The 23,866-nt window shown below is 62.7% G+C and carries 25 protein-coding genes and 1 tRNA gene; 6 read left to right on the forward strand and 20 right to left on the reverse strand.

Annotated elements, in window-relative coordinates; genetic code table 11:
* Positions 1 to 28: 28 nt before the first annotated feature.
* The 10 genes from trpA to ACMYR2_RS00235 form a co-directional block, all read right to left on the reverse strand.
* On the reverse strand, positions 29 to 880 hold the full coding sequence (gene trpA / locus ACMYR2_RS00190) for a tryptophan synthase subunit alpha (protein ID WP_347264057.1): 852 nt from the start codon (positions 878 to 880) through the stop codon (positions 29 to 31).
* Entirely contained in the window at positions 881 to 1,159 is a 279-nt protein-coding gene (locus ACMYR2_RS00195; RefSeq protein WP_347264058.1) for a hypothetical protein, read from the reverse strand.
* Positions 1,156 to 2,400 carry a tryptophan synthase subunit beta gene (gene trpB, locus ACMYR2_RS00200; protein WP_347264059.1) on the reverse strand — a complete coding sequence of 415 codons (1,245 nt, stop codon included), beginning with the start codon at positions 2,398 to 2,400 and terminating at the stop codon, positions 1,156 to 1,158. The genes ACMYR2_RS00195 and trpB overlap by 4 nt, the downstream gene beginning before the upstream one ends.
* 324 nt (positions 2,401 to 2,724) lie before the next feature.
* Positions 2,725 to 3,402: a phosphoribosylanthranilate isomerase gene (locus ACMYR2_RS00205; RefSeq protein ID WP_347264076.1), complete on the reverse strand. Its 678-nt coding sequence runs from the start codon at positions 3,400 to 3,402 to the stop codon at positions 2,725 to 2,727.
* 211 nt (positions 3,403 to 3,613) lie between these two features.
* Positions 3,614 to 3,961, reverse strand: coding sequence for a LapA family protein (locus ACMYR2_RS00210; RefSeq protein ID WP_347264075.1), 348 nt, complete (start codon positions 3,959 to 3,961; stop codon positions 3,614 to 3,616).
* An 84-nt stretch (positions 3,962 to 4,045) separates the two neighbouring features.
* Positions 4,046 to 4,351: an integration host factor subunit beta gene (locus ACMYR2_RS00215; protein WP_011313397.1), complete on the reverse strand. Its 306-nt coding sequence runs from the start codon at positions 4,349 to 4,351 to the stop codon at positions 4,046 to 4,048.
* Positions 4,352 to 4,516: 165 nt separating this feature from the next.
* Positions 4,517 to 5,494: a signal peptide peptidase SppA gene (gene sppA, locus ACMYR2_RS00220; RefSeq protein ID WP_347264074.1), complete on the reverse strand. Its 978-nt coding sequence runs from the start codon at positions 5,492 to 5,494 to the stop codon at positions 4,517 to 4,519.
* Between the two features lie 645 nt (positions 5,495 to 6,139).
* Positions 6,140 to 6,880, reverse strand: a complete 741-nt coding sequence (locus tag ACMYR2_RS00225; protein WP_347264073.1) for a sulfate transporter family protein — start codon at positions 6,878 to 6,880, stop codon at positions 6,140 to 6,142.
* A gap of 106 nt (positions 6,881 to 6,986) precedes the next feature.
* The gene (locus ACMYR2_RS00230; protein ID WP_347264072.1) at positions 6,987 to 7,472 is read right to left on the reverse strand and encodes a TlpA disulfide reductase family protein; all 486 of its coding nucleotides are present in this window, start codon (positions 7,470 to 7,472) and stop codon (positions 6,987 to 6,989) included.
* A 105-nt stretch (positions 7,473 to 7,577) separates the two neighbouring features.
* Positions 7,578 to 8,579: a lipo-like protein gene (locus ACMYR2_RS00235; protein ID WP_347264071.1), complete on the reverse strand. Its 1,002-nt coding sequence runs from the start codon at positions 8,577 to 8,579 to the stop codon at positions 7,578 to 7,580.
* Between the two features lie 110 nt (positions 8,580 to 8,689).
* Here ACMYR2_RS00235 and ACMYR2_RS00240 point away from each other — a divergent pair, with 110 nt between their 5' ends.
* Genes ACMYR2_RS00240 through ACMYR2_RS00250 form a run of 3 tightly spaced genes read left to right on the forward strand, consistent with a single transcriptional unit; the run spans position 8,690 to position 11,075 of the window.
* Positions 8,690 to 8,965: a hypothetical protein gene (locus tag ACMYR2_RS00240; RefSeq protein WP_347264070.1), complete on the forward strand. Its 276-nt coding sequence runs from the start codon at positions 8,690 to 8,692 to the stop codon at positions 8,963 to 8,965.
* On the forward strand, positions 8,962 to 10,407 hold the full coding sequence (locus tag ACMYR2_RS00245) for an NAD(P)/FAD-dependent oxidoreductase (protein ID WP_347264069.1): 1,446 nt from the start codon (positions 8,962 to 8,964) through the stop codon (positions 10,405 to 10,407). Before ACMYR2_RS00240 ends, ACMYR2_RS00245 begins: the two co-directional genes overlap by 4 nt.
* Positions 10,404 to 11,075 (forward strand): ATP-binding protein, encoded by a 672-nt coding sequence (locus ACMYR2_RS00250; RefSeq protein ID WP_347264068.1) that lies wholly within the window; start codon positions 10,404 to 10,406, stop codon positions 11,073 to 11,075. Before ACMYR2_RS00245 ends, ACMYR2_RS00250 begins: the two co-directional genes overlap by 4 nt.
* A gap of 206 nt (positions 11,076 to 11,281) precedes the next feature.
* On the opposite strand, the gene pheT is transcribed toward ACMYR2_RS00250, so the two are convergent.
* The 5 genes from pheT to rpmI form a co-directional block, all read right to left on the reverse strand.
* Complete coding sequence (pheT, locus tag ACMYR2_RS00255) at positions 11,282 to 13,720, reverse strand: phenylalanine--tRNA ligase subunit beta (protein WP_347264067.1); 2,439 nt, start codon at positions 13,718 to 13,720, stop codon at positions 11,282 to 11,284.
* Positions 13,717 to 14,301: a hypothetical protein gene (locus ACMYR2_RS00260; protein ID WP_347264066.1), complete on the reverse strand. Its 585-nt coding sequence runs from the start codon at positions 14,299 to 14,301 to the stop codon at positions 13,717 to 13,719. The genes pheT and ACMYR2_RS00260 overlap by 4 nt, the downstream gene beginning before the upstream one ends.
* The gene (gene pheS, locus ACMYR2_RS00265; protein WP_416194137.1) at positions 14,298 to 15,383 is read right to left on the reverse strand and encodes a phenylalanine--tRNA ligase subunit alpha; all 1,086 of its coding nucleotides are present in this window, start codon (positions 15,381 to 15,383) and stop codon (positions 14,298 to 14,300) included. Before pheS ends, ACMYR2_RS00260 begins: the two co-directional genes overlap by 4 nt.
* Before the next feature lie 195 nt (positions 15,384 to 15,578).
* On the reverse strand, positions 15,579 to 15,938 hold the full coding sequence (gene rplT / locus ACMYR2_RS00270) for a 50S ribosomal protein L20 (RefSeq protein WP_009796601.1): 360 nt from the start codon (positions 15,936 to 15,938) through the stop codon (positions 15,579 to 15,581).
* A gap of 65 nt (positions 15,939 to 16,003) precedes the next feature.
* Complete coding sequence (gene rpmI, locus ACMYR2_RS00275; RefSeq protein ID WP_009796600.1) at positions 16,004 to 16,204, reverse strand: 50S ribosomal protein L35; 201 nt, start codon at positions 16,202 to 16,204, stop codon at positions 16,004 to 16,006.
* A gap of 111 nt (positions 16,205 to 16,315) precedes the next feature.
* On the opposite strand from rpmI, the gene ACMYR2_RS00280 reads away from it, so the two are divergent.
* Complete coding sequence (locus ACMYR2_RS00280; protein WP_416193464.1) at positions 16,316 to 16,627, forward strand: hypothetical protein; 312 nt, start codon at positions 16,316 to 16,318, stop codon at positions 16,625 to 16,627.
* A 134-nt stretch (positions 16,628 to 16,761) separates the two neighbouring features.
* On the opposite strand, the gene infC is transcribed toward ACMYR2_RS00280, so the two are convergent.
* A complete protein-coding gene (infC, locus tag ACMYR2_RS00285) occupies positions 16,762 to 17,301 on the reverse strand; it encodes a translation initiation factor IF-3 (protein WP_347264077.1) in 540 nt (179 codons plus the stop codon).
* A gap of 207 nt (positions 17,302 to 17,508) precedes the next feature.
* Between infC and ACMYR2_RS00290 the strand changes: the two genes are divergently transcribed.
* Positions 17,509 to 18,282, forward strand: coding sequence for an alpha/beta hydrolase (locus tag ACMYR2_RS00290; RefSeq protein ID WP_347264064.1), 774 nt, complete (start codon positions 17,509 to 17,511; stop codon positions 18,280 to 18,282).
* A 52-nt stretch (positions 18,283 to 18,334) separates the two neighbouring features.
* Here the strand turns inward: ACMYR2_RS00290 and ACMYR2_RS00295 are convergent, their stop codons facing one another.
* Positions 18,335 to 20,572: a DUF2235 domain-containing protein gene (locus tag ACMYR2_RS00295; RefSeq protein WP_416193465.1), complete on the reverse strand. Its 2,238-nt coding sequence runs from the start codon at positions 20,570 to 20,572 to the stop codon at positions 18,335 to 18,337.
* A 418-nt stretch (positions 20,573 to 20,990) separates the two neighbouring features.
* Complete coding sequence (locus tag ACMYR2_RS00300; RefSeq protein ID WP_347264062.1) at positions 20,991 to 22,694, reverse strand: PAS domain-containing protein; 1,704 nt, start codon at positions 22,692 to 22,694, stop codon at positions 20,991 to 20,993.
* A 301-nt stretch (positions 22,695 to 22,995) separates the two neighbouring features.
* On the opposite strand from ACMYR2_RS00300, the gene ACMYR2_RS00305 reads away from it, so the two are divergent.
* Positions 22,996 to 23,142 carry a hypothetical protein gene (locus ACMYR2_RS00305; RefSeq protein ID WP_347264061.1) on the forward strand — a complete coding sequence of 49 codons (147 nt, stop codon included), beginning with the start codon at positions 22,996 to 22,998 and terminating at the stop codon, positions 23,140 to 23,142.
* Between the two features lie 93 nt (positions 23,143 to 23,235).
* On the opposite strand, the gene ACMYR2_RS00310 is transcribed toward ACMYR2_RS00305, so the two are convergent.
* Together ACMYR2_RS00310 and crcB are read right to left on the reverse strand one after the other, a co-directional pair.
* Positions 23,236 to 23,309: transfer RNA gene (locus ACMYR2_RS00310), tRNA-Gly, on the reverse strand.
* A 92-nt stretch (positions 23,310 to 23,401) separates the two neighbouring features.
* Entirely contained in the window at positions 23,402 to 23,782 is a 381-nt protein-coding gene (gene crcB / locus ACMYR2_RS00315) for a fluoride efflux transporter CrcB (protein WP_347263763.1), read from the reverse strand.
* Positions 23,783 to 23,866: the final 84 nt, after the last annotated feature.

Consider the following 23,866-nt stretch of genomic DNA (forward strand, 5'->3'; position numbering starts at 1 on the left):
CCTCCCACAAGGGGAGAGGGAAGAAAGCCTATTTCGCGGCCTCCCCGTTTCCGGCCTGGCCGGCCGACCGCACGCCCTCGGCCAGCTCCGCCGCCAGAGAGGCGACCGCCTGGACGGTTTCGGACGTCGCCTTGCCGTCGGCGTCGAGGCTGCCGCTGAGCGCATCGACCAGCGCCGAGCCGACCACCGCGCCGTCCGAGCGCTCGGCAATGCCGCGCGCCGCATCCGGAGTGCGGATGCCGAAGCCGACGCAGACCGGCAGGCTCGTATGGCGCTTGATGCGCCCGACCGCCTCGCCGACCGCCGCCGAATCCGCCGCCGCGCTGCCGGTGATCCCGGTGATCGAGACGTAATATACAAAACCGGACGTATTCGCGAGCACCGCCGGGAGCCGCTTGTCATCCGTCGTCGGCGTCGCCAGGCGAATGAAATTCAATCCGGCTTTCATCGCCGGGATGCACAACTCGGAGTCTTCCTCCGGCGGCAGGTCGACGACGATCAGGCCATCGACGCCGGCCGCCCTGGCATCGTCAAGAAATTTCCCGACGCCGTAGATGTAGACCGGATTGTAATAGCCCATCAGCACGACCGGCGTCGAATCGTCGTCTTTGCGAAACTCGCCGATCATCCGCAGCGTACCGGTCAGGGTCATGCCCGCATCGAGCGCGCGCCGCCCGGCCGCCTGGACCGCCGGACCATCCGCCATCGGATCGGTGAAAGGCATTCCGATTTCGATGATGTCGGCGCCGGCCTTCGGCAGCGCCCTGATGATGGCGAGCGAGGTCGCGGGGTCCGGATCGCCGGCCATCAGAAAAGTGACGAAGGCCGAGCGTCCCTGCTTGCGCAGCTCGGCAAAGCGCGTGTCGATACGGGTTGTCATCTATTCGGCACCCTTGTCTTTATTAGTGCTTAGAGCGCCGAGGCTATAGCCAATTGTTGTACTGAGGACTGCGACGATCGCATCCTTGGGCAGGACTTCATACAAGCCGAGAAAAGCAACAGTAGCGATGACCGTCGCACTGATTATGATCGGTCCAAATGCCTTTTGAATGTGAAGCCATTTATTTTCGCATTTTGCGATTACTAGAACACAAACGAATGCAAACACGAGCAATAGGAATGGAAAAGCCCATTTTCCGACTTGATCCCACTCTGTCATTTTTTACGCTTTCGCAGAATGTCGCCGACCTGCGGCACGTCCTTGTCACCGCGGCCCGAGAGGTTGACCACCATCAGGTGATCCTTCGGCCGCCCAGGCGCGAGTTCGATGACGCGCGCGATCGCATGCGCCGATTCCAGCGCCGGGATGATGCCTTCCAGCCGCGACAGCAGTTGAAACGCGCCAAGCGCTTCCTCGTCGGTCGCGGAAAGATAGGTGACGCGGCCGGTCTCGTGCAGCCATGAATGCTCCGGACCGATGCCGGGATAGTCCAGGCCCGCGGAAATCGAATGCGCGTCCTCGATCTGGCCGTCGTCATTCATCAGCAGATAGGTGCGATTGCCGTGCAGCACGCCGGGCCGCCCGCCGGTGAGCGAGGCCGCGTGCTGCTTGTCTAGACCGTGTCCCGCCGCCTCGACGCCGAAAATCTCCACCGAGGTTTCATCGAGGAAGGGATGAAACAATCCCATCGCGTTGGAGCCGCCGCCGATGCAGGCGATCAGCGAATCCGGCAACCGGCCTTCCGCCTCCTGCATCTGCCATCGTGTTTCCTCGCCGATGATCGACTGGAAGTCGCGCACCATCATCGGATAGGGATGCGGCCCCGCCACCGTGCCGATGCAATAGAAGGTGTCGTGCACGTTGGTCACCCAGTCGCGCAGCGCCTCGTTCATGGCATCCTTCAGCGTGCGGGTGCCGGACTGCACCGGCACCACTTTCGCTCCCAGCATTTCCATGCGGATGACGTTCGGCTCCTGCCGCGCCACATCCACCGCGCCCATATAGACCACGCAGTCCAGGCCGAAGCGCGCGCACAGCGTCGCGGTGGCGACGCCATGCTGGCCTGCGCCGGTCTCGGCGATGATGCGCTTCTTGCCCATGCGCCGCGCCACCAGAATCTGGCCGAGCACATTGTTGACCTTGTGCGAACCGGTGTGGTTGAGCTCCTCGCGCTTCAGGTAGACCTTCGCGCCGCCGGCGCCGCCCGAAGCCGCGGAAATCTCGCGAAGGTGTTCGGTCAGGCGCTCGGCGAAATACAGAGGCGACGGCCGGCCGATATAGTCCTTGCGGTAGCGCGCCATGTCGCGCTGGAACGCGGCGTCGCTTTTGGCGTCGGCATAGGCCTTTTCAAGATCGAGGATCAAAGGCATCAGCGTTTCCGCCACGAAGCGGCCGCCGAACATGCCGAAATGCCCGCGCTCGTCGGGACCGGACCGGAGAGAATTGGGGAGAGAACTCATCGTCACCCTTCGTCATGGCCGGATTTATTCCGGCCATCCACGTCTAGAGCATCGGACCCGAAAGTGGGAACCGGTTTCGGGATAAATCCGATGCTCAATCAACTAACTAGAGCCTTAGAGCCTTTTCGCTTCTGATGGAATCAGAAGCAAGGCTCTATGATCTTGATTTAACGCGTTTTCTTCACGCGAACCGGTCTCCACTTCGCTCGAAAACGCTATAGCTTGCTGTGAATTTCAGCAAAGATCGATGCCCGCGGCGCAGACAAGGTTACGCTATCCGCGCCTGCTCCACGCGGGCATGGCGGCTGCCGTAATATTCCGGGACTACCGCACATGCGACGTCGCTTCGCGCAAACTGGTTTCCGCCGCTCGCGCGGCGCGAATAAAATCCCGGATCATGCCGGCATCCTTCACCCCCGGCGCGCGCTCCACGCCTGAGGAAACATCGACGCCGCCGGCGCGCGTGATCCGCACCGCGTCATCGACATTGCCCACAGCCAGGCCGCCCGACAGCATGAATGGAATATCGACGGACAGATTTTCCAGAAGGCGCCAGTCGAAGGGTACGCCCAGCCCGCCCGGCCGGGTCGCATCCTTTGGCGGACGCGCATCGAACAGCAGGCGGTCGGCGACGGCGGCATGGCTCGGCAGGTCCGCAAGATCGGCGGCGGTCTCGACGCCGATCGCCTTCATCACCGGCAGGCCGAAGCGCCGCCTGATCTCGCGGATGCGCGTCACCGTTTCCTTGCCGTGCAGTTGCAGCAGATCCGGCTGCAAGGCCTCGATGATTCCGCCGAGCATCTCATCATCGGCGTCGACGGTCAGCGCGACCTTGACCGCCCGGCCCCGCACCTGCGCGCCGAGCTCTTTCGCGCGCGCAAGCTCAAGATGCCGGGGCGACGGCGGAAAGAAGACGAATCCCACCATATCGGCACCGGCCTGCAACGCCGCATCGAGCGTCGAAGGGGTAGACAGGCCGCATATCTTGATGATCAGTGACATGATCCCGAATGGTCCGGCGCGACCCGGCCAATGGCATGCCGGCGTGCTGCTATCAGCGCGATGGGCCGGTTCTACAACGTCGCAAGCGGCTTGTCTCGCTTGCGTGAAACGCGGCCCGAACGTTCTTCCCCTTGCGGCCGGAATGCGGGATCGCGGCGATCGCAGGATACGGGTCAGCCCCGGGGACGTGCCCGCCGGCGCTATAAATCCGCTATCCGGCCCGCCGGGTCAGATCCGGCAGCTGCGACACCTCACGCGACTCGTAGCGGGATCGCAGATCGGCCAGTTCCACATGGGCTTCCCTTGCATCCGACTCGTACTGACGGGCCGCATAGCGCCAGCGGCGCTGCCCCAACCAGGTCGCGACGCTCCCGGCCACCACGCCGAAAATCGCAACCCCTATGATGAGAATAAACAGCGGCAGCGTGATGCCGGTGTGAGGGTCGTCTCCACCGAAGGGATCGAACGTCACCGTGACCAAACGCCGGTTGGCGAACGCGAACACGATGAAAAAGACACCAAGCGGAATCAGGATCAGGCCGGTCAGGAATTTGCGCATGCTCTCTCTCGCGACGCAGTGTCAGTCGGCACTCATGCTGACAGGTTCACTTGCCGATTGATGGGGCCGCTCCCCTGAACGTTCTTATGCGTTCGCTTCGCTCGTCGCATTGTCGCGATTGAGCCGCTCACGCATTTCCTTGCCGGTCTTGAAAAACGGTACACTTTTCTGATCGACCGGGACGTGTTCTCCCGTACGCGGATTACGGCCCGCGCGGGCAGGACGATGTTTGACTGAAAACGCACCAAAGCCACGCAACTCGACGCGATCGCCCCGCGCAAGAGCAGCGACGATCTCGTCGAGGATCGCGTTCACGATGTTCTCCACATCCCGCTGGTAGAGGTGCGGGTTATGTTCGGCGATACGCTGAACGAGTTCGGATTTGATCATCGAGACAAAGGCCCATGCGTGGGATGCCCATTTCCGTGAAAACGGTCAGGACTGTCAAGACAGTAAATGTGATTCGGGTCGCCGGAGAAATCGGCCCCGACGGCTTGCGTTGCAACAACCGGGGCTTTTCGCAGCGCGAAATGCCCGATTACGACCGGCTCGAGCTCAATTCGACGGCGCGGGATGCCAAAGCGCCAGCATTCCGTCGAGATTCAGGCGATCAGCCGCTCGCACGATCCCGGCCTGCTCGACCTGCCGCGCGATTCCGCTCAATCCCAGCGCATCAAACGCCACCGACGCGGCGGTGCGGATGAACGTCAGATCGGTGAACCGCGGCGCCAGCTTGAAATCGCGCACCGGAAGGTCGGGCGCGACTTTCTTTTCCGCCACGAGCCAGGCGATCGCGACCCTTTCGTCGCCGAGCTGATCGATCAACTTGAGATCCAGCGCCTGCCGGCCGGTGAAGACGCGCCCGTCGGCGACCTTTTCGAGCTGCGCATCGTCCATGCCGCGCCGGTTCTGCACCAGACCGCGAAACCAGGCGTAGGAATCCTTCACCAGCGCATCAATCGCGGCCCGCGCCTCCGGACTGGTTGGCTCAAATCCGCTCGGGGCCGCCTTCAGCGGCGAGGATTTCACCGCCTCCACCTTGACCCCGACCGTTTTCAGAAGCTCGGTGACGTTCGGATACTGAAACAGCACGCCGATCGAGCCGACCAGCGCGGTTTGCTGCGCGACGATGTGATCGGAGGCAAGCGCGGCGATATATCCGCCCGACGCGCCGAGCCCTTCCACAACCACGACCATCGGCTTCTTGGCCTTCAGGCGCGCCAACGCCTCATAAAGCTCTTCCGATCCGGCGGTGGTGCCGCCCGGCGAGTTGATGTGGACGACGACCGCGGGCGCGTTCGACTTGCCAAGCCGCTCCAGCGCATCGACCCGCTTCTGGTCGCTGCGGATCAGACCGTCGATGTTGACGCGCTGGATCGCGGAAGAGCCTGTCAGCCTGCCGCCCAAAGGCGAGGCGTAAGCGCCGAGCGCGATGACCGCGCCGATCACGATCAAGGCCGACGCCACGCGCCAGAAGGTCAGCTTGCGGCGCAGCCTGCGGCGGTCGACGATCATGTCGGATTCCATCGACATCGACATTTCTCCTCCATAGCGTTTTCCAGCGAAGCATATCCTCGGGCTTGCCCCGAGGACAGATATCGGTTCGCGTCAAGAAAACGCGTCAAAACAACGATCCGGGAGCTTCGCTTCCGATTCAATCGGAAGCGAAGCTCCCGGATTGCGGCCGATTGCACCGTCGCCGGCGCGCAGGTGATACCAAAGGCCGGTCAAGCTACACCAATTGCGGCCCAATATGAAGAAAGCATGGCCGGACCGCGACACCGCGCCGGCCTGGTGATTCGGACCTTGCTTAGAGTCTGTTTCACCTGCGTTGAATCAGACTCGTCGCTTATCTTTTTGTTTGAGCATGATCTTCTCCGAAAACCGGTCTCCACTTTTCGGGATCATGCTCTAGAGCATCGGACCCGAAAGTGGGAACCGGTTTCGGGATAAATCCGATGCTCAATCAACTAACTGGAGCGGCGGCGCTGATTCCATTTGACCGGCCGCCGCTCTAGTGGTCCGATTCTAACATTCGCATCCCGTTTCAGCGTGCTTTCTTGCGAATGTTAGAATCGAAGGACCACTAGCAAATATAAGCTCCTAGTGGAGTTTTGAATTTGACATTCGCATCCGCGACGCGCAGCCGAGTGGGTCGCGAATGTCAAATTCACTCCACTAGCGGCTGCGGCGGTCCGGCGCGATCAGTTCCGGCCGAGGTCCCGACAGCCGCTTGTGCATGTGGACCATGAAGGCCATTCCGAACAGCGGCGTCGCCAGATTGACGATCGGAATCGCAACAAACGCGGCAATGATCAGGCCGGCCATGAAAACCGTCGAGGCGTTATCGCGGCGCATCGCCTTGGCTTCCGCCGGCGAGCGGAATCGCATCGCCGCAAGCTCAAAGTATTCACGGCCGAGCAGCCACGCGGTCGCGATGAAGAACGCGATCACGCCCGCGCCCGCCACGAACACGAACGGCAGCGCAATCAGATAGACCAGCAGCGTCAGCAGCGCCGCCTTGATGCTTTCGGTCATCGCAAGACCGATCGGCAGCGCGGCGCCCGGACGATCGGCCGGGTAATGCTCGCGCTCGACGATCTCCGCGACGTCGTCGACGAACACGCCTGCCACCAGCGAGGTGATCGCGGGCATCAGGAACACGGCGCCGAACACGATGCCGAGGCCGGCGGCGATCGAAAGAATCCAGGCGAGGATATTGAGCGGCGTGTGGAAGGCGGGCCCCAGCATGGTCTCCGCCCAGACCTCGCCCGATCCGGCAAGCCAGCTCAAAAGCCGCTGCAGTCCGACAGCAGTGACGACGATCAGCACCAGCGCCAGCCCGATCACGCGCCACAGAATGGCGCGCATCGGCAGCGAAAGAATCTGCGTAAGGGCGTTGACAGCGGCGCCGATCATGACGGAGCGTTCCCCGGAAAATCCCTGCGCTCAGATAAACGCCGCAACCCCCGCCGGCAAGAGCGCGAGGCTCCTGACGCTGGACTGATCAGAAGCGAGACTATTTTTAAGCGGCGTAGGTCTGCGCGCCCGCGAGTTCGGCCGCGATCATGGCGCCGAGCGCCATGTCACTCTGCTGGCCGAAGCCCTGATGGACGATGCGGCCGTTGCGGCCGATCAGGATGCTGGTCGGCGTGCCCTGCATTCCATAGCGGCCCATGGTGACCGGCAGCGGCGTGCCGTCGCCCGCGGCATCGACGCCGATCGGAAACGTCAGCCGGTATTCGTGAATGAAGGCATGAAGCGAAACCGGCGTCATCGCGGCATGATGTTCGAACACGGTGTGCAGGCCGATCACCTGAAGATCGGTCGCCTTGAACAGCTCATGGGCGCGCTGGGTCTGCGGCGTGCCATGCGCGACGCAGCCGGGACACAGCATCTGGAAGGCATGAATCAGCACCGGGCGGCCGCGCAGCGCGGCCAGCGTGATGGGCTCGGCTGTGTTGAACCATTGCGAAACGGCAAGTTCGGGAGCGGTAACGTCGGCGGTCATGGATGGCCTCGCAAGGCCATTCGCGGCCCGGTTTCCAACACGATCTTCCCGCGCCGGATGGACCGATGATAGCGGTCCGATCCGGCGATGCAATGCGCGATGGTGTCACCGGGAACTGCGCTCGTGGCGAAACGTCGCGCCAGGATGGGTTGATCTTGCGCCGGGCGCGCGGCGCGGCGAGCGCGGCCTCGTACTGCGAACATGTGCCGCGTCCCCCGTTTCGGATTGCGGACGCGGCGGGACGCTTTCGTCGGCGACCACCTCTTCCACCATCACGGGCGAATCATGCGCAGGGTCAAACGACGGAACGCCGGCCCCGACCTGAAACGGATCGTCTGCATGCGCGGATTCAGCGAGCGGCTTGGGGGTGTCGGCCCAGTGCAGCGAGCGATAGTCGAAGCCCCGCGCGATCGTGGGTTTGACGATCTCGAAATAAGGCGAGATGTCGAAATCACGCGGCATATAGAGGGAAGAGTCCCGAATGTGCAGGATTTCGCGCCGCGCGCTGCGACTGCCCGCGCGCGTGATCTTCGGCAGGACCGGATAGCGCACCGCGCCGAAAGCTTGCGCGATCAACGCCGAACAGATCATCTTGGTGGGATCACCGGAGCCGAACGCGATCATCCGCCGCCGCCAGCGCTGCGGAAAGGGCAACGGAACCAGGTAGCGCATCAGATCGATGATGTTCTTGGTGTCGTAGCCGAAGCCGATCCGGTTGATGGCATAACGGCACACCGTCACGCGGTCCTCGTGAGACAGGCCGACCGGACGGCACACCCGGCTGTGATAGGGAAAATATTTCGACAGCGGCGCCGAGACGACGCCCTCGCCGACATTGGCCTCGATCAGCACATGCGGCTCGCCGTCAGCCTCGCTGGCGCCATCGATCGGGCCGACATAAAGCGCGGAATGCGACCACGTCGATTGCGTCAGATACTTGATGATGCCGGAGATGCGACTGTTGCCTTCGACCAGGAGAACGTCGCCCTCCTGTATCAGGTCGCGCAGATGCTCCGGATCGCTGGGCGCAAACGGCCTGTATCCCGGTATCTCCTTCTGAAGATACGCCGCGATCCATTTTCCGACCGTATCGAGTACGAGACCCATGACAGTCTCTCTCCGCGTTTCGCGCCTGACCGGTTTTCTCTCCTTACCATGGCCAGAACCTGTTGCAATTTGGTTCATGGCTGCAATCGCGGATTCACCCTTGATTCACCATGACGGTTGCCGCAGGCTCGTTGATGCGGCAAGCTGGCCACATTCCGGATCCGGCGTTCGCCGGCAATCTTCCGGATTCAGGAAATACTGAAATCCCGCGATTCTCTGGCAGCCGTGGTGTGGTGGCGTATCTCTGGCGGCTCGGGTTCAAACGTCTCTTTGAGACATCCAGCATGCATCTCAATATGCAGCGTCTCGACATGCAGCAGGAGGCACGCAACCTTGAACCACCATGCCGATCGCTCCCACGCCTGAGTGCCGGAGCCAGGCCATGATAATGACACGCCGCGATTTCCTGTCGGCGTCCGCCGCCTGTGCGGCAGGAGTGAGCATCGGACGCGCGCGGGCCGCGCCGCTGCCGCGCGACGCCGACGTCGTTGTGATCGGCGCTGGCGCCGCAGGCATCGCGGCGGCGCGGCGCGTTCAGGCCGCGAACCGCACCGTGCTCGTGGTCGAAGCGGCGGACAGGATCGGCGGACGCTGTCACACAGATAGCATGACTTTCGGAACGCCATTCGACCGCGGCGCGCGCTGGCTGTTTGAACCCGACACCAACCCGATCATCCGGCTGGCGCGAAGCGCGGGCACGGACGTGTTTCCGTCCCAGCTCGGCCAGAAGATCCGCATCGGGCGGCGTAACGCGCGTGCCGGCGAAACCGAGCAGTTTCTCGCCGCGCTGATGCGCGCACGGCGCGCCATCGGCGAGACCGCGCGAAAAAAGATCGACGTCGCCTGCGCCTCGGTGCTGCCCGAGGATCTCGACATCTGGACCGGAACGATCGATTTCGTGCTCGGCGCCAGCGCCACCGGAAAGGATCTGAAGGATCTCTCGGTGATGGATCGGGCAAGCGCGCCTGAGCGCAACGCCGCGATCGGCTGCAGGCAAGGCGTTGGCGCGCTGCTCGCGACACTCGGCAAGGCCCTCCCCGTCAGTCTGTCGACGCCTGTCAGCCGGGTGACGTGGACCGGCCGCTCCCTTGGAGTCGAAACATCCGCGGGCCGTATCGACGCACGCGCCGTCATCGTCACCGTGTCCGTCAACGTGCTGACCGCGGGCCACATCAGCTTCACGCCCGAATTGCCGAAACGCCACCTCGACGCGGCCGCGAGGCTGTCGCTCGGCAGCTACGACCGCATCGCGCTATGGCTGCCCGGTAACCCGCTCGGCCTCGGACCCGGCGAGACCATGATCGAGCAGAGCAGCGGCGGAAAGACCGCGCTTCTCGTGGCGAACGCGAATGGATCGTCGTTGTGCACGGTTGATATCGCCGGCAGCTTCGGCCGCGATCTGTCGGCGCAAGGAACGGGCGCGATGACGGCCTTCGCCACGGAGTGGTTGACGAAACTGTTCGGCAGCGACGCGGCGGCCGCGGTCAGGCAGTCCGCGGCGACCCGCTGGAACGCCGACCCTCATGTGCTCGGAGCGATGTCGGCCGCAGAACCCGGCGGCCATCCGTCGCGGAGGATCCTGACGGAGCCGCTGGGCAACCTGTTTCTCGCAGGTGAAGCCGCGCACGAGACGCTGTGGGGCACCGTCAACGGCGCATGGGAAAGCGGCGAGCGCGCCGCCGATGCCGCGCTGCGGAAGATCGGCGCGAGCAAGGAGAAAAACGAGCCAACGCAGCCACAGGCGTCGAAGCATAAGCCATCCCGAGCCCAGAGGCGCACGCCCTCGCGGCGCGGAAACGACGCCTTCGGCTTTCCACTGCCCCGATGACGCGACCGAAGGCGCTGATCTCATGGTCGTCCGGAAAAGACAGCGCCTTCGCGCTGCATGAAATCCGCCGCGAGGGCGCGTTCGATGTCGTCGGCGCGCTGACCACGGTGAACGAGCGCTTCGGACGCGTCTCCATCCACGGGGTGCGCCAGCAGGTGCTGGATGCTCAACTCGTCGCGGCAGAATTGCCGCCGCTGGTCGTGCCGATTCCCGATCCGTGCCCGAACGATGCTTACGAAGCGCGGATGACGCGGGCGATGGCGGATGCGAAGCGATCCGGCATCACGCATATCATTTTCGGCGACCTGTTCCTCGCGGACATCCGCGCCTATCGCGAACAAAAGCTCGCCGGTACCGGCATCGCGCCGGTGTTTCCGTTGTGGGGGCGGCCGTCCTCGCCGCTCGCGCGCGAGATCATCGCAAGCGGACTGGAAGCGCGCCTGGTCTCGGTCGACCGGGCGAAGCTCGACCGCTCGTTCGCCGGCCGCACCTTCGATCAGCGGCTGCTGGAGGACCTTCCCGCCGGAATCGATCCGTGCGGCGAAAACGGCGAATTCCATACGTTCGTTACTGCCGCGCCAACATTCCCGCAACGGATCGACATCGTATGCGGCGACATTGTCGAACGCGGGGGATTCGCCTACTGCGATCTCATGCTGGCGGAATAGAGCGGGATGAGGTTTGATTGAATCGTCATGCCCGGCTTTATGCCGGGCATCACGTCTTGATCGTGACTATGCGCCTTCGCTGCGTTGCCTCCGGAGGGACAATCGCTAGAGTCTGTTTCAACTGCGTTGAATCAGACTCGTCGCTAATCTTTTTGTTTGAGCATGATCTTTTCCGAAAACCGGTTTCCACTTTTCGGGATCATGCTCTATCCGCGCAAGCTGCCGCCGGTTCTTTTCGCGACTTCGGCGACGACCTTCGCCGCCACCGCGTCGATCTCCTGATCGGTGAGCGTCTTGTCCCGAGGTTGCAGCCTCACCGCGATGGCGACCGATTTCTTGTCCGCGTCGATGCCCTTGCCTTCATAGACATCGAAAACGGTGACACCGGAGACGAGCTTCCTGTCCACGTTCTGCGCCGCGCGCACGATATCGGCCGCTTTCACGGCGCGATCGACGATGAAGGCGAAGTCGCGCGACACCGGCTGGAACGCAGGCAATTCCAGCACCGGTTTGGCGCGCGTCGGCTTCTGCTTCGCCTCCGGGATGCGGTCGAGAATCACCTCGAATCCGAGCAGCGGACCCTCGGCCTTCAGCTCTTCCAGCACGCGAGGATGCAGCTCGCCGAAATAGCCGAGCACGTTCTGGGGGCCGATCTGGATCGCGGCGGAGCGCCCCGGATGCAGCCATGCGGGAAAATTCTTCGATTCATGGCTGGTTGCGATCTGCAAGGCCGCGACCGGCGCGCCGGCGGCAGCCAGCACGGCGAGCGCATCGGCTTTCGCATCCAGCGCGTTGGCCGTGGCGGAGCCCGACCAGTGCCGTCCGAGGCCCGCCGACGAGGCGATGCCGCGGCGAAGCCCCGCTGCGGCCATGAACTGATCCCGCGGGCCGTCGCCTCTGAAAATCTGCCCGACCTCGAACAGCGCGACATCGGCAAGACCGCGGTCGGCATTGGCCTGCGCGATCGCGACGAGTCCCGGCAGCAGGCTCGGCCGCATGTCGGAGAGATCGGACGCGATAGGGTTAGCCAGCGCCAGTTCGCTCGAGCCGCCGCCGAACAGCTCGGCCTGCGGCTTTGCGATGAACGACCAGTTGACGGCCTCGACCATGCCGCGCGCCGCCAGCGCGCGCCGTGCCTTGCGCGTCCGCGACTGAATCGGCGTCAGCACGGGTTTGCGCGGAGCCTCGCCGCGATCGAACGGCGTCATCGGCACCTTGTCGACGCCGACGATGCGCACGATCTCCTCGACGAGGTCGGCCTTGCCCTGAACGTCGGTCCGCCAGGTGGGAATGGCGACCTTCACCACCGGGCCGCTGCCGGCCACCATGAAACCCAGATGGCCGAGAATGCGCCGCACTTCCACCAGGGGCACGTCGATGGCCGCGAGCCGCTTGATCTCGCTCAAGGGGAAGTCGATCACCCTGTCGTCGGGCAGCGCCTGCCCGGCAACAACCGTCTCCGACGGCGCGCCGCCGCAAAGCTCCATGACGAGTTGCGTCGCCATCTCAAGCCCCGGCACCATGAAGGCGGGATCGACGCCGCGCTCGAAACGATAGCGTGCGTCCGAATTGATGCCGAGCCTGCGACCGGTCTGCGCGATATTGATCTCGCTCCACAGCGCCGATTCGATCAGCACGTCGGTGGTGGTCTCGTCGCAGCCGGTTTCCTCGCCGCCCATGATGCCGGCAAGCGATTCGACGCCCTTGTCGTCGGCGATGACACAGACGTTCGGATCGAGCGTATAAATTCGGCCGTCGAGCGCCAGCAGCGTCTCACCCTCGCGGGCGCGGCGGATCGTGAGATCGCCATGCACTTTTTTAGCGTCGAACACATGCAGCGGGCGGGCGCGGTCGTAGGTCATGAAGTTGGTGATGTCGACCAGCGCATTGATCGGACGCAGGCCGATTGAGGTTAGGCGCTTTTGCAGCCAGTCCGGCGACGGGCCGTTCTTCACCCCGCGCACCATTCTCAGCGCGAAGCCGGGGCATAGCGAAGCGTCCTCCACCGTGACTTTCACCGGACAGGGGAATTCGCCGATGACCGGCTTGATGGTCGGATCCTTGAAGCGGCCCATGTCGGCGGCGGACAGGTCGCGCGCGATGCCGTGCACGCCGGTGCAGTCCTGCCGGTTCGGCGTCAGGTTGATCTCGATTACGGGATCGCCAAGCCCGGCCCATTCCGCATAGCCCGCGCCGACCGGCGCATCGGCGGGCAGTTCGATGATGCCGTCGTGGTCGTCGGAGATCTCAAGCTCGGCCGCCGAGCACAGCATGCCGCGGCTCTCGACGCCGCGGATGGTTCCGACGCCAAGCGTGACGTTCTTTCCCGGAATGTGGGTGCCAGGCGGCGCGAACACGCTGATCAGGCCCTCGCGCGCGTTCGGCGCGCCGCACACCACCTGGATGTAAGCCGGCTCGCCCTTGTCGCTGGTCTCGCCGGTATCGACCATGCAGACCCTGAGACGATCGGCGTTCGGATGCTGCACGGCGGAGACCACCCGCGCGATGGTGAAGGGCGCGAACGTCTTCGACTTGTCCGCGATGTGCTCGACCTCGAGCCCGATCATGGTGAGCTTGTCGGCGAGTTTTTCCAGCGGCTCGTCGGTGTCGAGATGCTCTTTCAGCCAGGAGAGAGTGAATTTCATGGCTCTGCCCCGTCTTCAAGAGCACCAGACTTCACTGCCGAGATCTTTGACCACTTGTAGCCCTTCTCACCGGCGCCGCCGCCCTGCCAAGCATAAGGAGTCGAGTCTTCTTGAACTAAGAACTCAATTCCCTCTTCGACCTTTGTCTCGCTATCGTTTTTGTCGGCAAGCATATCGCGAGCTGAACGGCGATAATCCAACACTCTGCCTTGACGATAAGACAGATCAGACTTTGATTCGTGTAGGGCCAAGTAGGATTTGTACTTCACGCTCTTTTGGACATTGTCCTCAGCAACCACCCATGAGCCAGTCCAAAATTGTCCATTTCCATGGTCGGTAACGCCGCGGTCTCGCTGACAAACGAAGTGATATCCTTCGACAAAATCGCCGCTTGAATGCGCTGACCCCGTAGCTGCAACGCGAGGATTTCGTATTGGCTTTCGTGCCGCGAGATCGAGATCGCACATTTCCACTAGATCATTCACGCCCTTTTTAAGAGCGTTCTCGCGAATAACTTCGACTTCTTTCTTGCTTTTGGCTGCCAGTTTTTCTGACGTCCATGGGTGTACTTGTTTTGTCATTGGATCGACAATCCCCCCGCCAGCGTCGGGATTTCGAGCGGCTTGAAGCCGTAATGCGTGAGCCAGCGCACGTCGCCCTCGAACAACTGCCGCAGATCGGCGATGCCGTATTTCAGCATGGCGATGCGGTCGATGCCCATGCCCCAGGCGAAGCCCTGATAGACCTCGGGGTCGATGCCGCACAGCTTCAGCACGTTCGGATGCACCATGCCGCAGCCGAGAATCTCCAGCCAGTCCTCGCCCTCGCCGAAGCGAATTTCGTTCTTGTCGCGGCGGCACTGGATATCGACTTCCAGAGACGGCTCGGTGAACGGGAAGAACGAGGGCCGGAAACGCATGTTGACGTTATCGACCTCGAAGAACGCCTTGCAGAACTCGTGCAGGATCCATTTGAGGTGGCCGAGATGCGACGACTTGTCGATCACCAGGCCCTCGACCTGATGAAACATCGGCGTGTGGGTCTGGTCACTGTCGCTGCGATAGGTGCGGCCGGGGCAGATGACACGGATCGGCGGCTGTTGGCTCAGCATGGTGCGCACCTGCACCGGCGAGGTGTGAGTGCGGAGCAGGAGGCGCGAGCCGTCGTCTTTCGGATTGAAGTAGAAGGTGTCGTGCATCTCCCGCGCCGGATGGCCTTCGGGGAAATTCAGCCGCGTGAAATTGTAGTCATCGGTCTCGATATCGGGACCCTCGGCGACCGCGAACCCCATGTCGGCGAAGATCGTGGTGACCTCGTCCCACACCTGGCTCAGCGGATGGATGCGGCCGGCTTCCGCGGGCGTCTCGCGCAAGGAAAGCGTGACGTCGATGGTTTCCGACGCAAGACGCGCATCGAGCGCGGCGGATTTCAGCACCTCGCGGCGCGCGGCCAGCGCCCGCATCACCGCGTCCTTGGCGAGGTTGATCTTCGCGCCTTCGGTCTTGCGCTCGTCCGGCGCCATTTTGCCGAGAGTGGAGAGCAGCGCCGAGATCGAGCCTTTCTTGCCGAGCGCCGCGACGCGCACCGCCTCCAGCGCGGCTTCGTCGGAGGCGCTCGCGATATCGGCAAGGATTTTGGATTGGAGAGTGTCGAGATCGGACATGAAGCGCCACCACCTGCACAGCGTCATGCCCGGACCTGATCCGGGCATCCACGTCTTGCGGCGCATCCACGATCAATAGACGTGGATGGCCGGGACCATAGGCGAGCGAAGCGACGCCGTTCTTCGCCCGGCTATGCCCGGCCATGACGACATCATCAAAATGTCAGGGATCGATCGCCGGCCGGGCAACAACGATCAGGCCGCGAGCGCGGCCTTGGCCTTCTCGGCGATCGCCTGGAACGCGGCCGGCTCGTTGATGGCGAGATCCGACAGCACCTTGCGGTCGACCGTGATGCCCGACTTCGACAACCCGTCGATGAAGCGGCTGTAGGTCATGCCGAACGGCCGAACGGCGGCGTTGAGGCGCTGGATCCACAGCGCGCGGAAGGTGCGCTTCTTGCGCTTGCGGTCGCGGAAGGCGTACTGGCCGGCCTTGTCGGCGGCGGCCTTGGCGGCGCGGATGGTGTTCTTCCGGCGGCCGGAAAACCCCTTGGTGACCTTGTAGACTTTCTTGTGCTTGGCGTGAGCCGTCACACCGCGCTTGACGCGAGCCATGACTGAACTCCTCTCAAAATCAACGGGTTAAATACGGGATGCCGCACTCGGGCGGCGAGCGGACGTCAGGCGTTGGGCAAGAAGTATTTCTTGATGTTGTCGCCGTCGGTCTTGAACAGAACGCGGGTGCCGCGGAGCTGACGAATCTGCTTCTTGGTCCGCTTGATCATGCCGTGGCGCTTGCCGCGCTGGGCGTGCTTGACCTTCCCGGTGGCCGTGATCTTGAAGCGCTTTTTCGCGCCCGATTTGGTCTTCAGCTTGGGCATTTGGCTCTCCTGTCGCCACGACGAAACCCGCCCCTGAGGGCGGCCCGCTGGCTGAAAAATGCTCGTTATTGGGCATGATCTTACCCGAAACGGTTTTCACCCTTCGGAACCATGCTTCAGAGCGTTGAAAGTGCCCGGCATTTCCTGAAAAGAAATCCCTGCACGATCGTCGCCACGGCAGCCCTTGATCAGCCGGGCGGCGAAGACTGGGCTTATGGCAGAGGTTTTGCCGATTGGCAACGCTATAGCGAAAGAACCATCGCTGCTCCTGGAGCATCGGACCCGAAAGTGGGAACCGGTTTCGGGATAAATCCGATGCTCAATCAATTAACTGGAGCGGCGGCGCTGATTCCATTTGACCGGCCGCCGCTTCAGAACCTTTCCGCTTCTGATAGACACAGAAGCGGGACTCCATGTTTTTGACGCGCTTTCTTCACGCGAACCGGTGTCCATCCTCGGGTCAAGCCCGAGGACATGCTTCGCTTGAAAACGCTCCAGTCGAAATCGGCCCGCCAGATGCCTGACGGGCCGATTTCAATTCGAACCGCGAACGGGAGTCAGCGCGGCGCCAGCACCATGACGACCTGGCGGCCCTCGAACCTGGCGTCCTGCTCGACCTTGGCGTAGGCGGAAACATCGGCCTTCACCTTGTCGAGCAGCTTGGTGCCGATCTCCTGGTGAGCCATCTCGCGGCCGCGATAGCGCAAGGTGATCTTCACCTTGTCGCCCTCCTCGAAGAACCGCTGCATCGCCTTCATCTTCACGTTGTAGTCGTGATCATCGATCATCGGGCGGAGCTTGATCTCCTTGATCTCGACGATCTTCTGGCGCTTGCGGGCCTCGGCGGCTTTCTTCTGGGCCTGAAACTTGTACTTCCCGTAGTCCATGATCTTGCAGACGGGAGGACTGCTGTTCGGCGCGATCTCCACGAGGTCCATGCCTGCTTCCATGGCCATCTTGATCGCGGCGATCGTTTCCACGGTACCTTTATTGATACCTTCCTGGTCGATCAGTTGAACCTGGGCATTGCGGATTTCATCGTTGGTGCGCGGTCCGTCTTTCGCGACGGGCATTGGCGCTCTGTTGGGACGGCGAATGGGTGGCTCTCCAATGTGGTGGCGGAAGCGTCTACTTTGAAGGAATAAGCGGCTCCGGGCAAGCGCCGGGATTAAGCTCGGGGCAAAACGATCAAGCGCGAGGTATTTTCGTCACGCCGGCCCAGCTTCGTTCAGAACCCGGGAGCCCGCTGCTTGTTCCGCACACGGCCCAAGCCGTGAGATATAATGCAAGACGAGGCGGACACCATGACGAGCGAGACGACAGCACAGTTCATCGAAGTCGGCGGCGGTGACGCCTCGCGCCGGATCGCGGTGCGGGCGAGACGAGGCGAGGCGGCGGGCCTGTTCTGGCTCGGCGGCTTCAGGTCCGACATGGCGGGCACCAAGGCGCTCGCGCTTGATGCGTGGGCCGCCGAGCACGGCCGGGCCTGTGTTCGATTCGACTATTCCGGCCACGGGGAAAGCGGCGGCGCGTTCACCGACGGCACCATCAGCCGCTGGCTCGAGGAAAGCCTCGCGGTGTTCGATGCCTTTTGCGAGGGACCGCAGGTGGTTATCGGCTCGTCAATGGGCGGTTGGATCGCGCTCCTGCTGGCGCGCGCGGTGGCGAAAAGGGCACCCTCCCGCGCCACGCTCTCCGGCCTGGCGCTGATCGCGCCGGCGCCCGACTTCACCGAGGAACTGATGTGGAAGGCGTTTTCGCCGGAAGCCAGACACGCCCTCGAAACGCACGGCGTCTGGCTGCGGCCGTCCGACTACGGCGATCCCTACCCGATCACGCGCAAGCTGATCGAGGACGGGCGCAACCATCTGCTGCTTGGCGGCAGCATCTCGACCGGCTGCCCGGTGCGCATCCTGCAGGGCGCGCAGGATCCGGACGTACCGTGGCGGCATGCCTTCGCGCTGACCGAACGGCTGCCGAGCGATGACGTGGTGCTGACCATGATCAGGGACGGCGATCACCGGCTGTCGCGTCCGCAGGACATCGCGCGGATTCTCGCGGCGGTGGGGGAGTTCTGAACCGGCCGGTCGCTCGGACCCCTGGCTGTTCAAGCCTTCGGACCGGGCCGCTTCATCTGCGCTTCACGATGAGTTTGGCGGCGCCTTCATTGTTGCGATAGAATGTGTCGTAGAGCCCGGGAACGCCCAGCACCGCATCGTTGACGAACACGAGCAGCTCGCCGCTGCGCGTCGGCCGGATCACCGCCTCGATGGTGCCGTCTTCCGGATCTGGATCGAGAAACACTTCTTCGCCGCCGACCGCGCCATAGCGCAGCACCAGACGAAACCACGGCCGCGTCAGCTCGCGGCGCAGGGGAACGCCGAGCACCAGCGCAAGCTGCTGATGCCAGTCCGGCGCATCGGTCGAGTAAAAACCGCCGAGCGGGGACGCAATGCCGCCGTCACGGAACGGCTCGGTGGTTTCCACCCTGACCAGATAGCGCGCGCCGTTGCCCTCGACGAAAATGCCGGTGTTGTTGCAAAGGCCGGACGTCGCGAAGGTCGCGCTGGCGTCCTCGCCGCGCGCCAGCCTTTTCGTGTCCGGGTTCTCCCGGCAGGTGAAGCCCGCGATGTCCTGAACATTGTAAAGGAGATGGCTCGTCAGCGTGACGCCGAGATAGACAAACAGGAGCGCGAAGAACGCCGGCGCGCCGCGCCGCTTCAGCCAGTCGTGAAAGGCGACATAGATACGGCTGGTGCGAAGACGGTAAATCCAGTTTTCCGGGCGCGTGACGGGCGCGGACGGGGCGCGCCGCCAGATCGCGCCCATCGTATCCGAGATGCCGGCCGCAAGCCGCCCGCTCCAGGCGATCAGCACGATCACGGCGGCGAACAGAAGTGAAAACTGCACCGGGCTGCGGGCGTAGCCGTCGATCCAGGTCTGCGCGAATCCCGGCAGGAAGCTGCCGACCAGGCGGATGATGTCCGAGATCCAGCGGAACGGGCTGAGATACTCGTCCCTGGCCGGCAGCTTGCGCAACAGCGGGTAGAGCACGAGCCAGAGCGAAACCCCGACGGTGAGGAAGTAGACGATGCGCCGCTTCCAAACCTCGTTCCAGACGTGCTCCTGCGCCTCGGCGCGCGTCGCCGCCTCGCCCGAGGTCTCAAGCCCGAACGCGTCGGGCGTGACGATCCGCCCGTCGTAAGTCGCGACATCATAAACCGCCGGAAGCCCCATCGGGGCATAGGCGTGGGCACGGCTTGCGATACGGCACAGGGCGCTCTCGTGAATCTTCGGCCGCGCCACCGACACCACGTCCCGCTTCGCGTAAGTATAGTTGGAGAGAAGCTCGAGCTTGCGCGGGCCGTAACGATAGTAGCCGCCGAGACCCCTGCGCGGATCATAGAGCCGGCCGTCCTTGTCGCAGTTGACGATGGCATGCTTGAAGGTGTCGGGATCAGCCGGCGGAGTCCCCTGATCCGACTTGAAGCGCAAGCCGCAGGCCTCCGCCTCCCGCAGCATCCAGACCAGCGGGATATAGGCCAGCGAATCGTCCGGATAGCCGCCGCCGACGTTGGAGTGAACGCCGGGAAACCAGACCTGACTCACCTGCTCGTCGGCGAGATAGCGCTCGCCGTCCCTCCGCGGCGAGGCGGACCGCGCGCCGCACTCATCCCACATTTCGGGATGGAACGTGGTCCGCTCCTCGTCGATCGACAGCGCCTGGCAGGCCCGCGTCACCCGCGTCAGATCGAGCCTGTGGTCGGGAAATTGCAGCGGCCAGATGAAGCGGCTGATCCCCCGCGTCATCTCGTCGATCGGCAGCCCGTAGGCGGCGACCGTATCCCACACGCCGATGAAGCGGATGCGCTGGATCACGCGATTGTCCGCCTTGTCGTAATCGTCGCGCCGCACCAGATCGCGCAGGGTCCGGAACAGATGCTCGATGCGCCAGACCGTATGATAGCGTTCGCGGCGATAGGCGCGATAGGCGGCATGCGCCTTGCGGTCCAGCTCTTTCTCGGTGGCGGCGATCAGTCCCTGATTGAGGATCAATCCCATCACCACGCGAATGGTGAAGGCGCCCCGGCTGAAGCCGAAACCGAAGATCTCGTCGCTATCGTCGCGCCAGTTGCGGCAGGCGAACTTGTAGATGTCGATGACGTTGCGTTTCAGCCCGAAGCCGAAGGCGCCGCCGAGCATGGCCAGCGGCTTGAACGACGAGGTGCCCACGCCGTCGTCGTAGAACGCGACCTGATCCGATCCCGACAGATCGAGCGCCTCGAACGTGCGCCAGACATTGGTGCGCCAGACCTTCGCCGCGGAATTTCCGGTGCCGTCGGACAGCAGAACGATTTTCCGGCCCATGCCAGCCCCCGGACGATGTCGCGCGACGTTAGAGCGTTTTCAAGCGAAGCGTGTCCTCGGGCTTGACCCGAGGATGAACACCGGTTCGCGTGAAGAAAACGCGTCAAATCAAAATCATAGAGCCTCGCTTCTGATTCTATCAGAAGCGAGGCTCTGGTTCACCTTTTCCCAAAAGCCAAACGACGCCCGTTACGGGCGTCGTTCGCATCGGCATCAGCTTAACCCTGACCGTGACATAACTTGCGAGTTAGGCGCCTTCCAGCTGTGATCGGCCTTGATCCTATGCGGGGGCCGATCTGCCCTTTTGCGCCGGTTGCGTCCCTTTCGGGTCGTTCTGTGATCGTCACGACGGGTTCGAGGTCATCCCCAAATCATCGACCATCAAACCCGTCGTTCCCTGAGTAACGTGACTAGATCGTCACAGGAAGTTGGCGACAGCTCTCGTCGAGGACGCCACCGCGGCGCTGAATCCCCCACGAAGGTTCGTCAGGAACTGAGCGAAGGGCGACGGACCAGCCTTGACGGTCTTGCGACGGTTTTCCAGCCGGTTCATGCTCAAGCTCTGCTCGTCGGCCTTCTCAGCCATCGACACGGGCGCTTCCTGGACGGAGGCACTCATTTCTTCGCTGGCGGCGGCGGCCGATTCGATCACCGTGGCGTATTGGACAACCTTGGTCGTCTTGCCTTGGGCATCGAGGACCGGGATGTACGAGGCCCGGATCCGGACTTCGCTGCCGTCCTTGGCGATACGCTTGTACTCGGCCGACTGTGCCTCGCCGCGATTGAGCCTGGTCCAGAAGTCACGATAGGCGGAACCGGAACGTTCCGAAGACTCGACGAACATTCCGTCATGCTTGCCGCTGACTTCGCCGAGGGTGTAACCCATCGCCTTCAGGTACTTGTCGTTGGCGGCGATAATGGTGCCGTCCGGCCTGAACGACGCGATCGCCTGGGCGCGTTCGAGGGCGGCGAGCTGACCCTCGTTCTCCAGGGCCTTGAGCTTCCTGGCGGTGATATCGGTCGCGATCTCAACCACCTTTACGGGCTTGCCCTTCGAATCCAGAACCGGATTGTAGGAAGCCTGCAGCCAGACCAGCTTGCCGTCCTTGCCGATACGCTTGTACTCGGCCGACTGAGCCTCGCCGCGATTGAGCCTGGCCCAGAAGTCGCGATAGGCGGTGCTGGTCCGCTCGGAGGCTTCCACCAGCATGTTGTGGTGCCTGCCCTGGACTTCCTTGAGCAGCGAGTAACCAAGCGTTTTCAGGAAGTTGTCGTTCGCGGTCAGGATCTTGCCATCCATGCCGAGTTCGACGACCGCCTGCGACTTTCCGATAGCCGTGATCTGGCCTTCGAGATCAGCCGACTTCACCCTCTGCCTGGTGACATCCGTCGCGAACGCGACGATCTTGAAAGGCTTGCCGCTCTCGTCCGCGATCGGGTTGAAGGTCGCCAGCAGCCACACTTCATTCCCGGCTCTGTTGATCCGCTTGCATTCCACCGATTGAGGCTCACCGAGATTGAGCCTGGCCCAGAAGTCGCGATAGGCGTCGCCGGCCCGCTCCGATGACTCCACGAATACCCGGTCATGCTTCCCCTGCATTTCACCGAGGGTGTAGCCCATCACATTGAGGAAGTTCTTGTTCGCGGTAATGATCGTGCCGTCGAGGTTGAACTCGACCACGGCCTGCGCGCGCTCGATGGCGGAGACCTGACCCGCATTCGCCAGCTCCGTGATCTTCTTCGCGGTGATATCAGCCGCCAGCGCGATGACTTTTTTCGGGTTCCCCCTCGAATCCAGCACCGGAATGTAGGAAGCCTGAACCCAGACCTCGTCGCCGTGCCTGTCGATACGTTTGAATTCGGCCGATTGGGTCTCACCCTTGTTCAGCCTGGCCCAGAAGTCGCGATATCCGGCGCCGGACCGCTCGTCCGCCTCTACAAACATGCTATGGTGCTGGCCTCGAACATTCGCCAGCGTATAGCCGAATATGCTGAGGTAGTTCTCGTTAGCCGTGATGACCGTTCCATCAAGCCCTAGCTCGATGACGGCTTGCGATTTTCGGATTGCCGCGGTTTTCGCAGCATCTTCTTTCGCGATCGACCACTTTTTGAAGAAAAACATTGATCCTCCCCAGGAGTTAGATCCAAGAACACCGAGGCTCCGACTCGCGGGCGAAACCTTGGTAACCTGATCATGAATGGAATCGGTTAAAACGAGGTTAATTCTTTAACCATCGCGGCCGGGCGCCGGCCTGCGTCGCAAGAACCGGCCTCAAATGGCTCGCCGCAGCCGGATCTGATTTTTATTCAGCTTTTTCAATAGTCTGGCGATCGTCGAGGCCCCGGCCGTGAGGCAGCCGCCGGCGCTTTCCCGCCTTTGTTGCAGTGCGAGAACGGCGACAGGTTTCTTTAAGAAAGACAAAATGATGCCGCTCCCGCGGGCGGCATTAACGATTCAGGACGCGGGAAGCCTGACCGGCTCCGGAGTCGGGAAAAAGCTCAGGACACCAAAAAACGTCCACAGCGTCTCTGAAAAATCAAAAGCAAAAATGCCTGGAAAAGCAGGCTGAGCGTCGACAATCCGTTCCGCGTGGACCACTCCCCACGGAATGGACCCGGTTTTCGGTAACGAATACTGAAATAAAGAGGCGTCTGCTGAAATCTGGAGCGGGCGAAGGGAATCGAACCCTCGTATGCAGCTTGGGAAGCTGCCGTTCTACCATTGAACTACGCCCGCCTGTCGGCTTGCCGTCCCCTGATGTAGCTGACACTGGCCGCGCCGCCAAGATGGTCGAGCGGACGAAACGCCTCATGAAGCGGTGAAGGACTCTAAATCACCCGCACGATCTGGATGCCCGCGATCAACGCGCCAACGGATAACACGACGGAAGCGATCATGTAGGCGGCGGCCGACGCCATTTCGCCGCGCTCGATCAGATAGAACGTATCGAGCGAGAAAGTGGAGAACGTGGTGTAGCCGCCACAGATTCCGACAACAAGGAAGATGCGCGCGGCTTGAGGCAAACTCCACCGGACGGCGAACAGGCCGGCGAATATTCCGATCAGAAGCGATCCCGTGACATTGATGAACAGCGTCCCCCATGGAAACTTCGGCCCCAGCCATTTGCCGAAGCCGATGCCGACGAGATAGCGGGCCACCGATCCCAGCGCCCCGCCGGCCGCGACGGCCAGGATGAATGTCCACTTCAATGCTTTTGCCCTGCCTGTGGTTGACCGGTCGCGCGCCAGCCATCATCGTCGTCTCTCAGGCAGACTGACAGCGGATTCAGAGGC

This window comes from Nitrobacter sp. TKz-YC01 (assembly GCF_047824785.1).
In the GTDB taxonomy this organism is placed as follows: Bacteria; Pseudomonadota; Alphaproteobacteria; order Rhizobiales; family Xanthobacteraceae; genus Nitrobacter.

Coding starts and splice junctions, on each gene's coding strand:
- trpA (WP_347264057.1), bottom strand. CDS start 880: ATGACAACCCGTATCGACACGCGCTTTGCCGAGCTGCGCAAGCAGGGA.
- ACMYR2_RS00195 (WP_347264058.1), bottom strand. CDS start 1,159: ATGACAGAGTGGGATCAAGTCGGAAAATGGGCTTTTCCATTCCTATTG.
- trpB (WP_347264059.1), bottom strand. CDS start 2,400: ATGAGTTCTCTCCCCAATTCTCTCCGGTCCGGTCCCGACGAGCGCGGG.
- ACMYR2_RS00205 (WP_347264076.1), bottom strand. CDS start 3,402: ATGTCACTGATCATCAAGATATGCGGCCTGTCTACCCCTTCGACGCTC.
- ACMYR2_RS00210 (WP_347264075.1), bottom strand. CDS start 3,961: ATGCGCAAATTCCTGACCGGCCTGATCCTGATTCCGCTTGGTGTCTTT.
- ACMYR2_RS00215 (WP_011313397.1), bottom strand. CDS start 4,351: ATGATCAAATCCGAACTCGTTCAGCGTATCGCCGAACATAACCCGCAC.
- sppA (WP_347264074.1), bottom strand. CDS start 5,494: ATGTCGATGGAATCCGACATGATCGTCGACCGCCGCAGGCTGCGCCGC.
- ACMYR2_RS00225 (WP_347264073.1), bottom strand. CDS start 6,880: ATGATCGGCGCCGCTGTCAACGCCCTTACGCAGATTCTTTCGCTGCCG.
- ACMYR2_RS00230 (WP_347264072.1), bottom strand. CDS start 7,472: ATGACCGCCGACGTTACCGCTCCCGAACTTGCCGTTTCGCAATGGTTC.
- ACMYR2_RS00235 (WP_347264071.1), bottom strand. CDS start 8,579: ATGGGTCTCGTACTCGATACGGTCGGAAAATGGATCGCGGCGTATCTT.
- ACMYR2_RS00240 (WP_347264070.1), top strand. CDS start 8,690: ATGACGGTTGCCGCAGGCTCGTTGATGCGGCAAGCTGGCCACATTCCG.
- ACMYR2_RS00245 (WP_347264069.1), top strand. CDS start 8,962: ATGATAATGACACGCCGCGATTTCCTGTCGGCGTCCGCCGCCTGTGCG.
- ACMYR2_RS00250 (WP_347264068.1), top strand. CDS start 10,404: ATGACGCGACCGAAGGCGCTGATCTCATGGTCGTCCGGAAAAGACAGC.
- pheT (WP_347264067.1), bottom strand. CDS start 13,720: ATGAAATTCACTCTCTCCTGGCTGAAAGAGCATCTCGACACCGACGAG.
- ACMYR2_RS00260 (WP_347264066.1), bottom strand. CDS start 14,301: ATGACAAAACAAGTACACCCATGGACGTCAGAAAAACTGGCAGCCAAA.
- pheS (WP_416194137.1), bottom strand. CDS start 15,383: ATGTCCGATCTCGACACTCTCCAATCCAAAATCCTTGCCGATATCGCG.
- rplT (WP_009796601.1), bottom strand. CDS start 15,938: ATGGCTCGCGTCAAGCGCGGTGTGACGGCTCACGCCAAGCACAAGAAA.
- rpmI (WP_009796600.1), bottom strand. CDS start 16,204: ATGCCCAAGCTGAAGACCAAATCGGGCGCGAAAAAGCGCTTCAAGATC.
- ACMYR2_RS00280 (WP_416193464.1), top strand. CDS start 16,316: ATGCTTCAGAGCGTTGAAAGTGCCCGGCATTTCCTGAAAAGAAATCCC.
- ACMYR2_RS00290 (WP_347264064.1), top strand. CDS start 17,509: ATGACGAGCGAGACGACAGCACAGTTCATCGAAGTCGGCGGCGGTGAC.
- ACMYR2_RS00295 (WP_416193465.1), bottom strand. CDS start 20,572: ATGGGCCGGAAAATCGTTCTGCTGTCCGACGGCACCGGAAATTCCGCG.
- ACMYR2_RS00300 (WP_347264062.1), bottom strand. CDS start 22,694: ATGTTTTTCTTCAAAAAGTGGTCGATCGCGAAAGAAGATGCTGCGAAA.
- ACMYR2_RS00305 (WP_347264061.1), top strand. CDS start 22,996: ATGATGCCGCTCCCGCGGGCGGCATTAACGATTCAGGACGCGGGAAGC.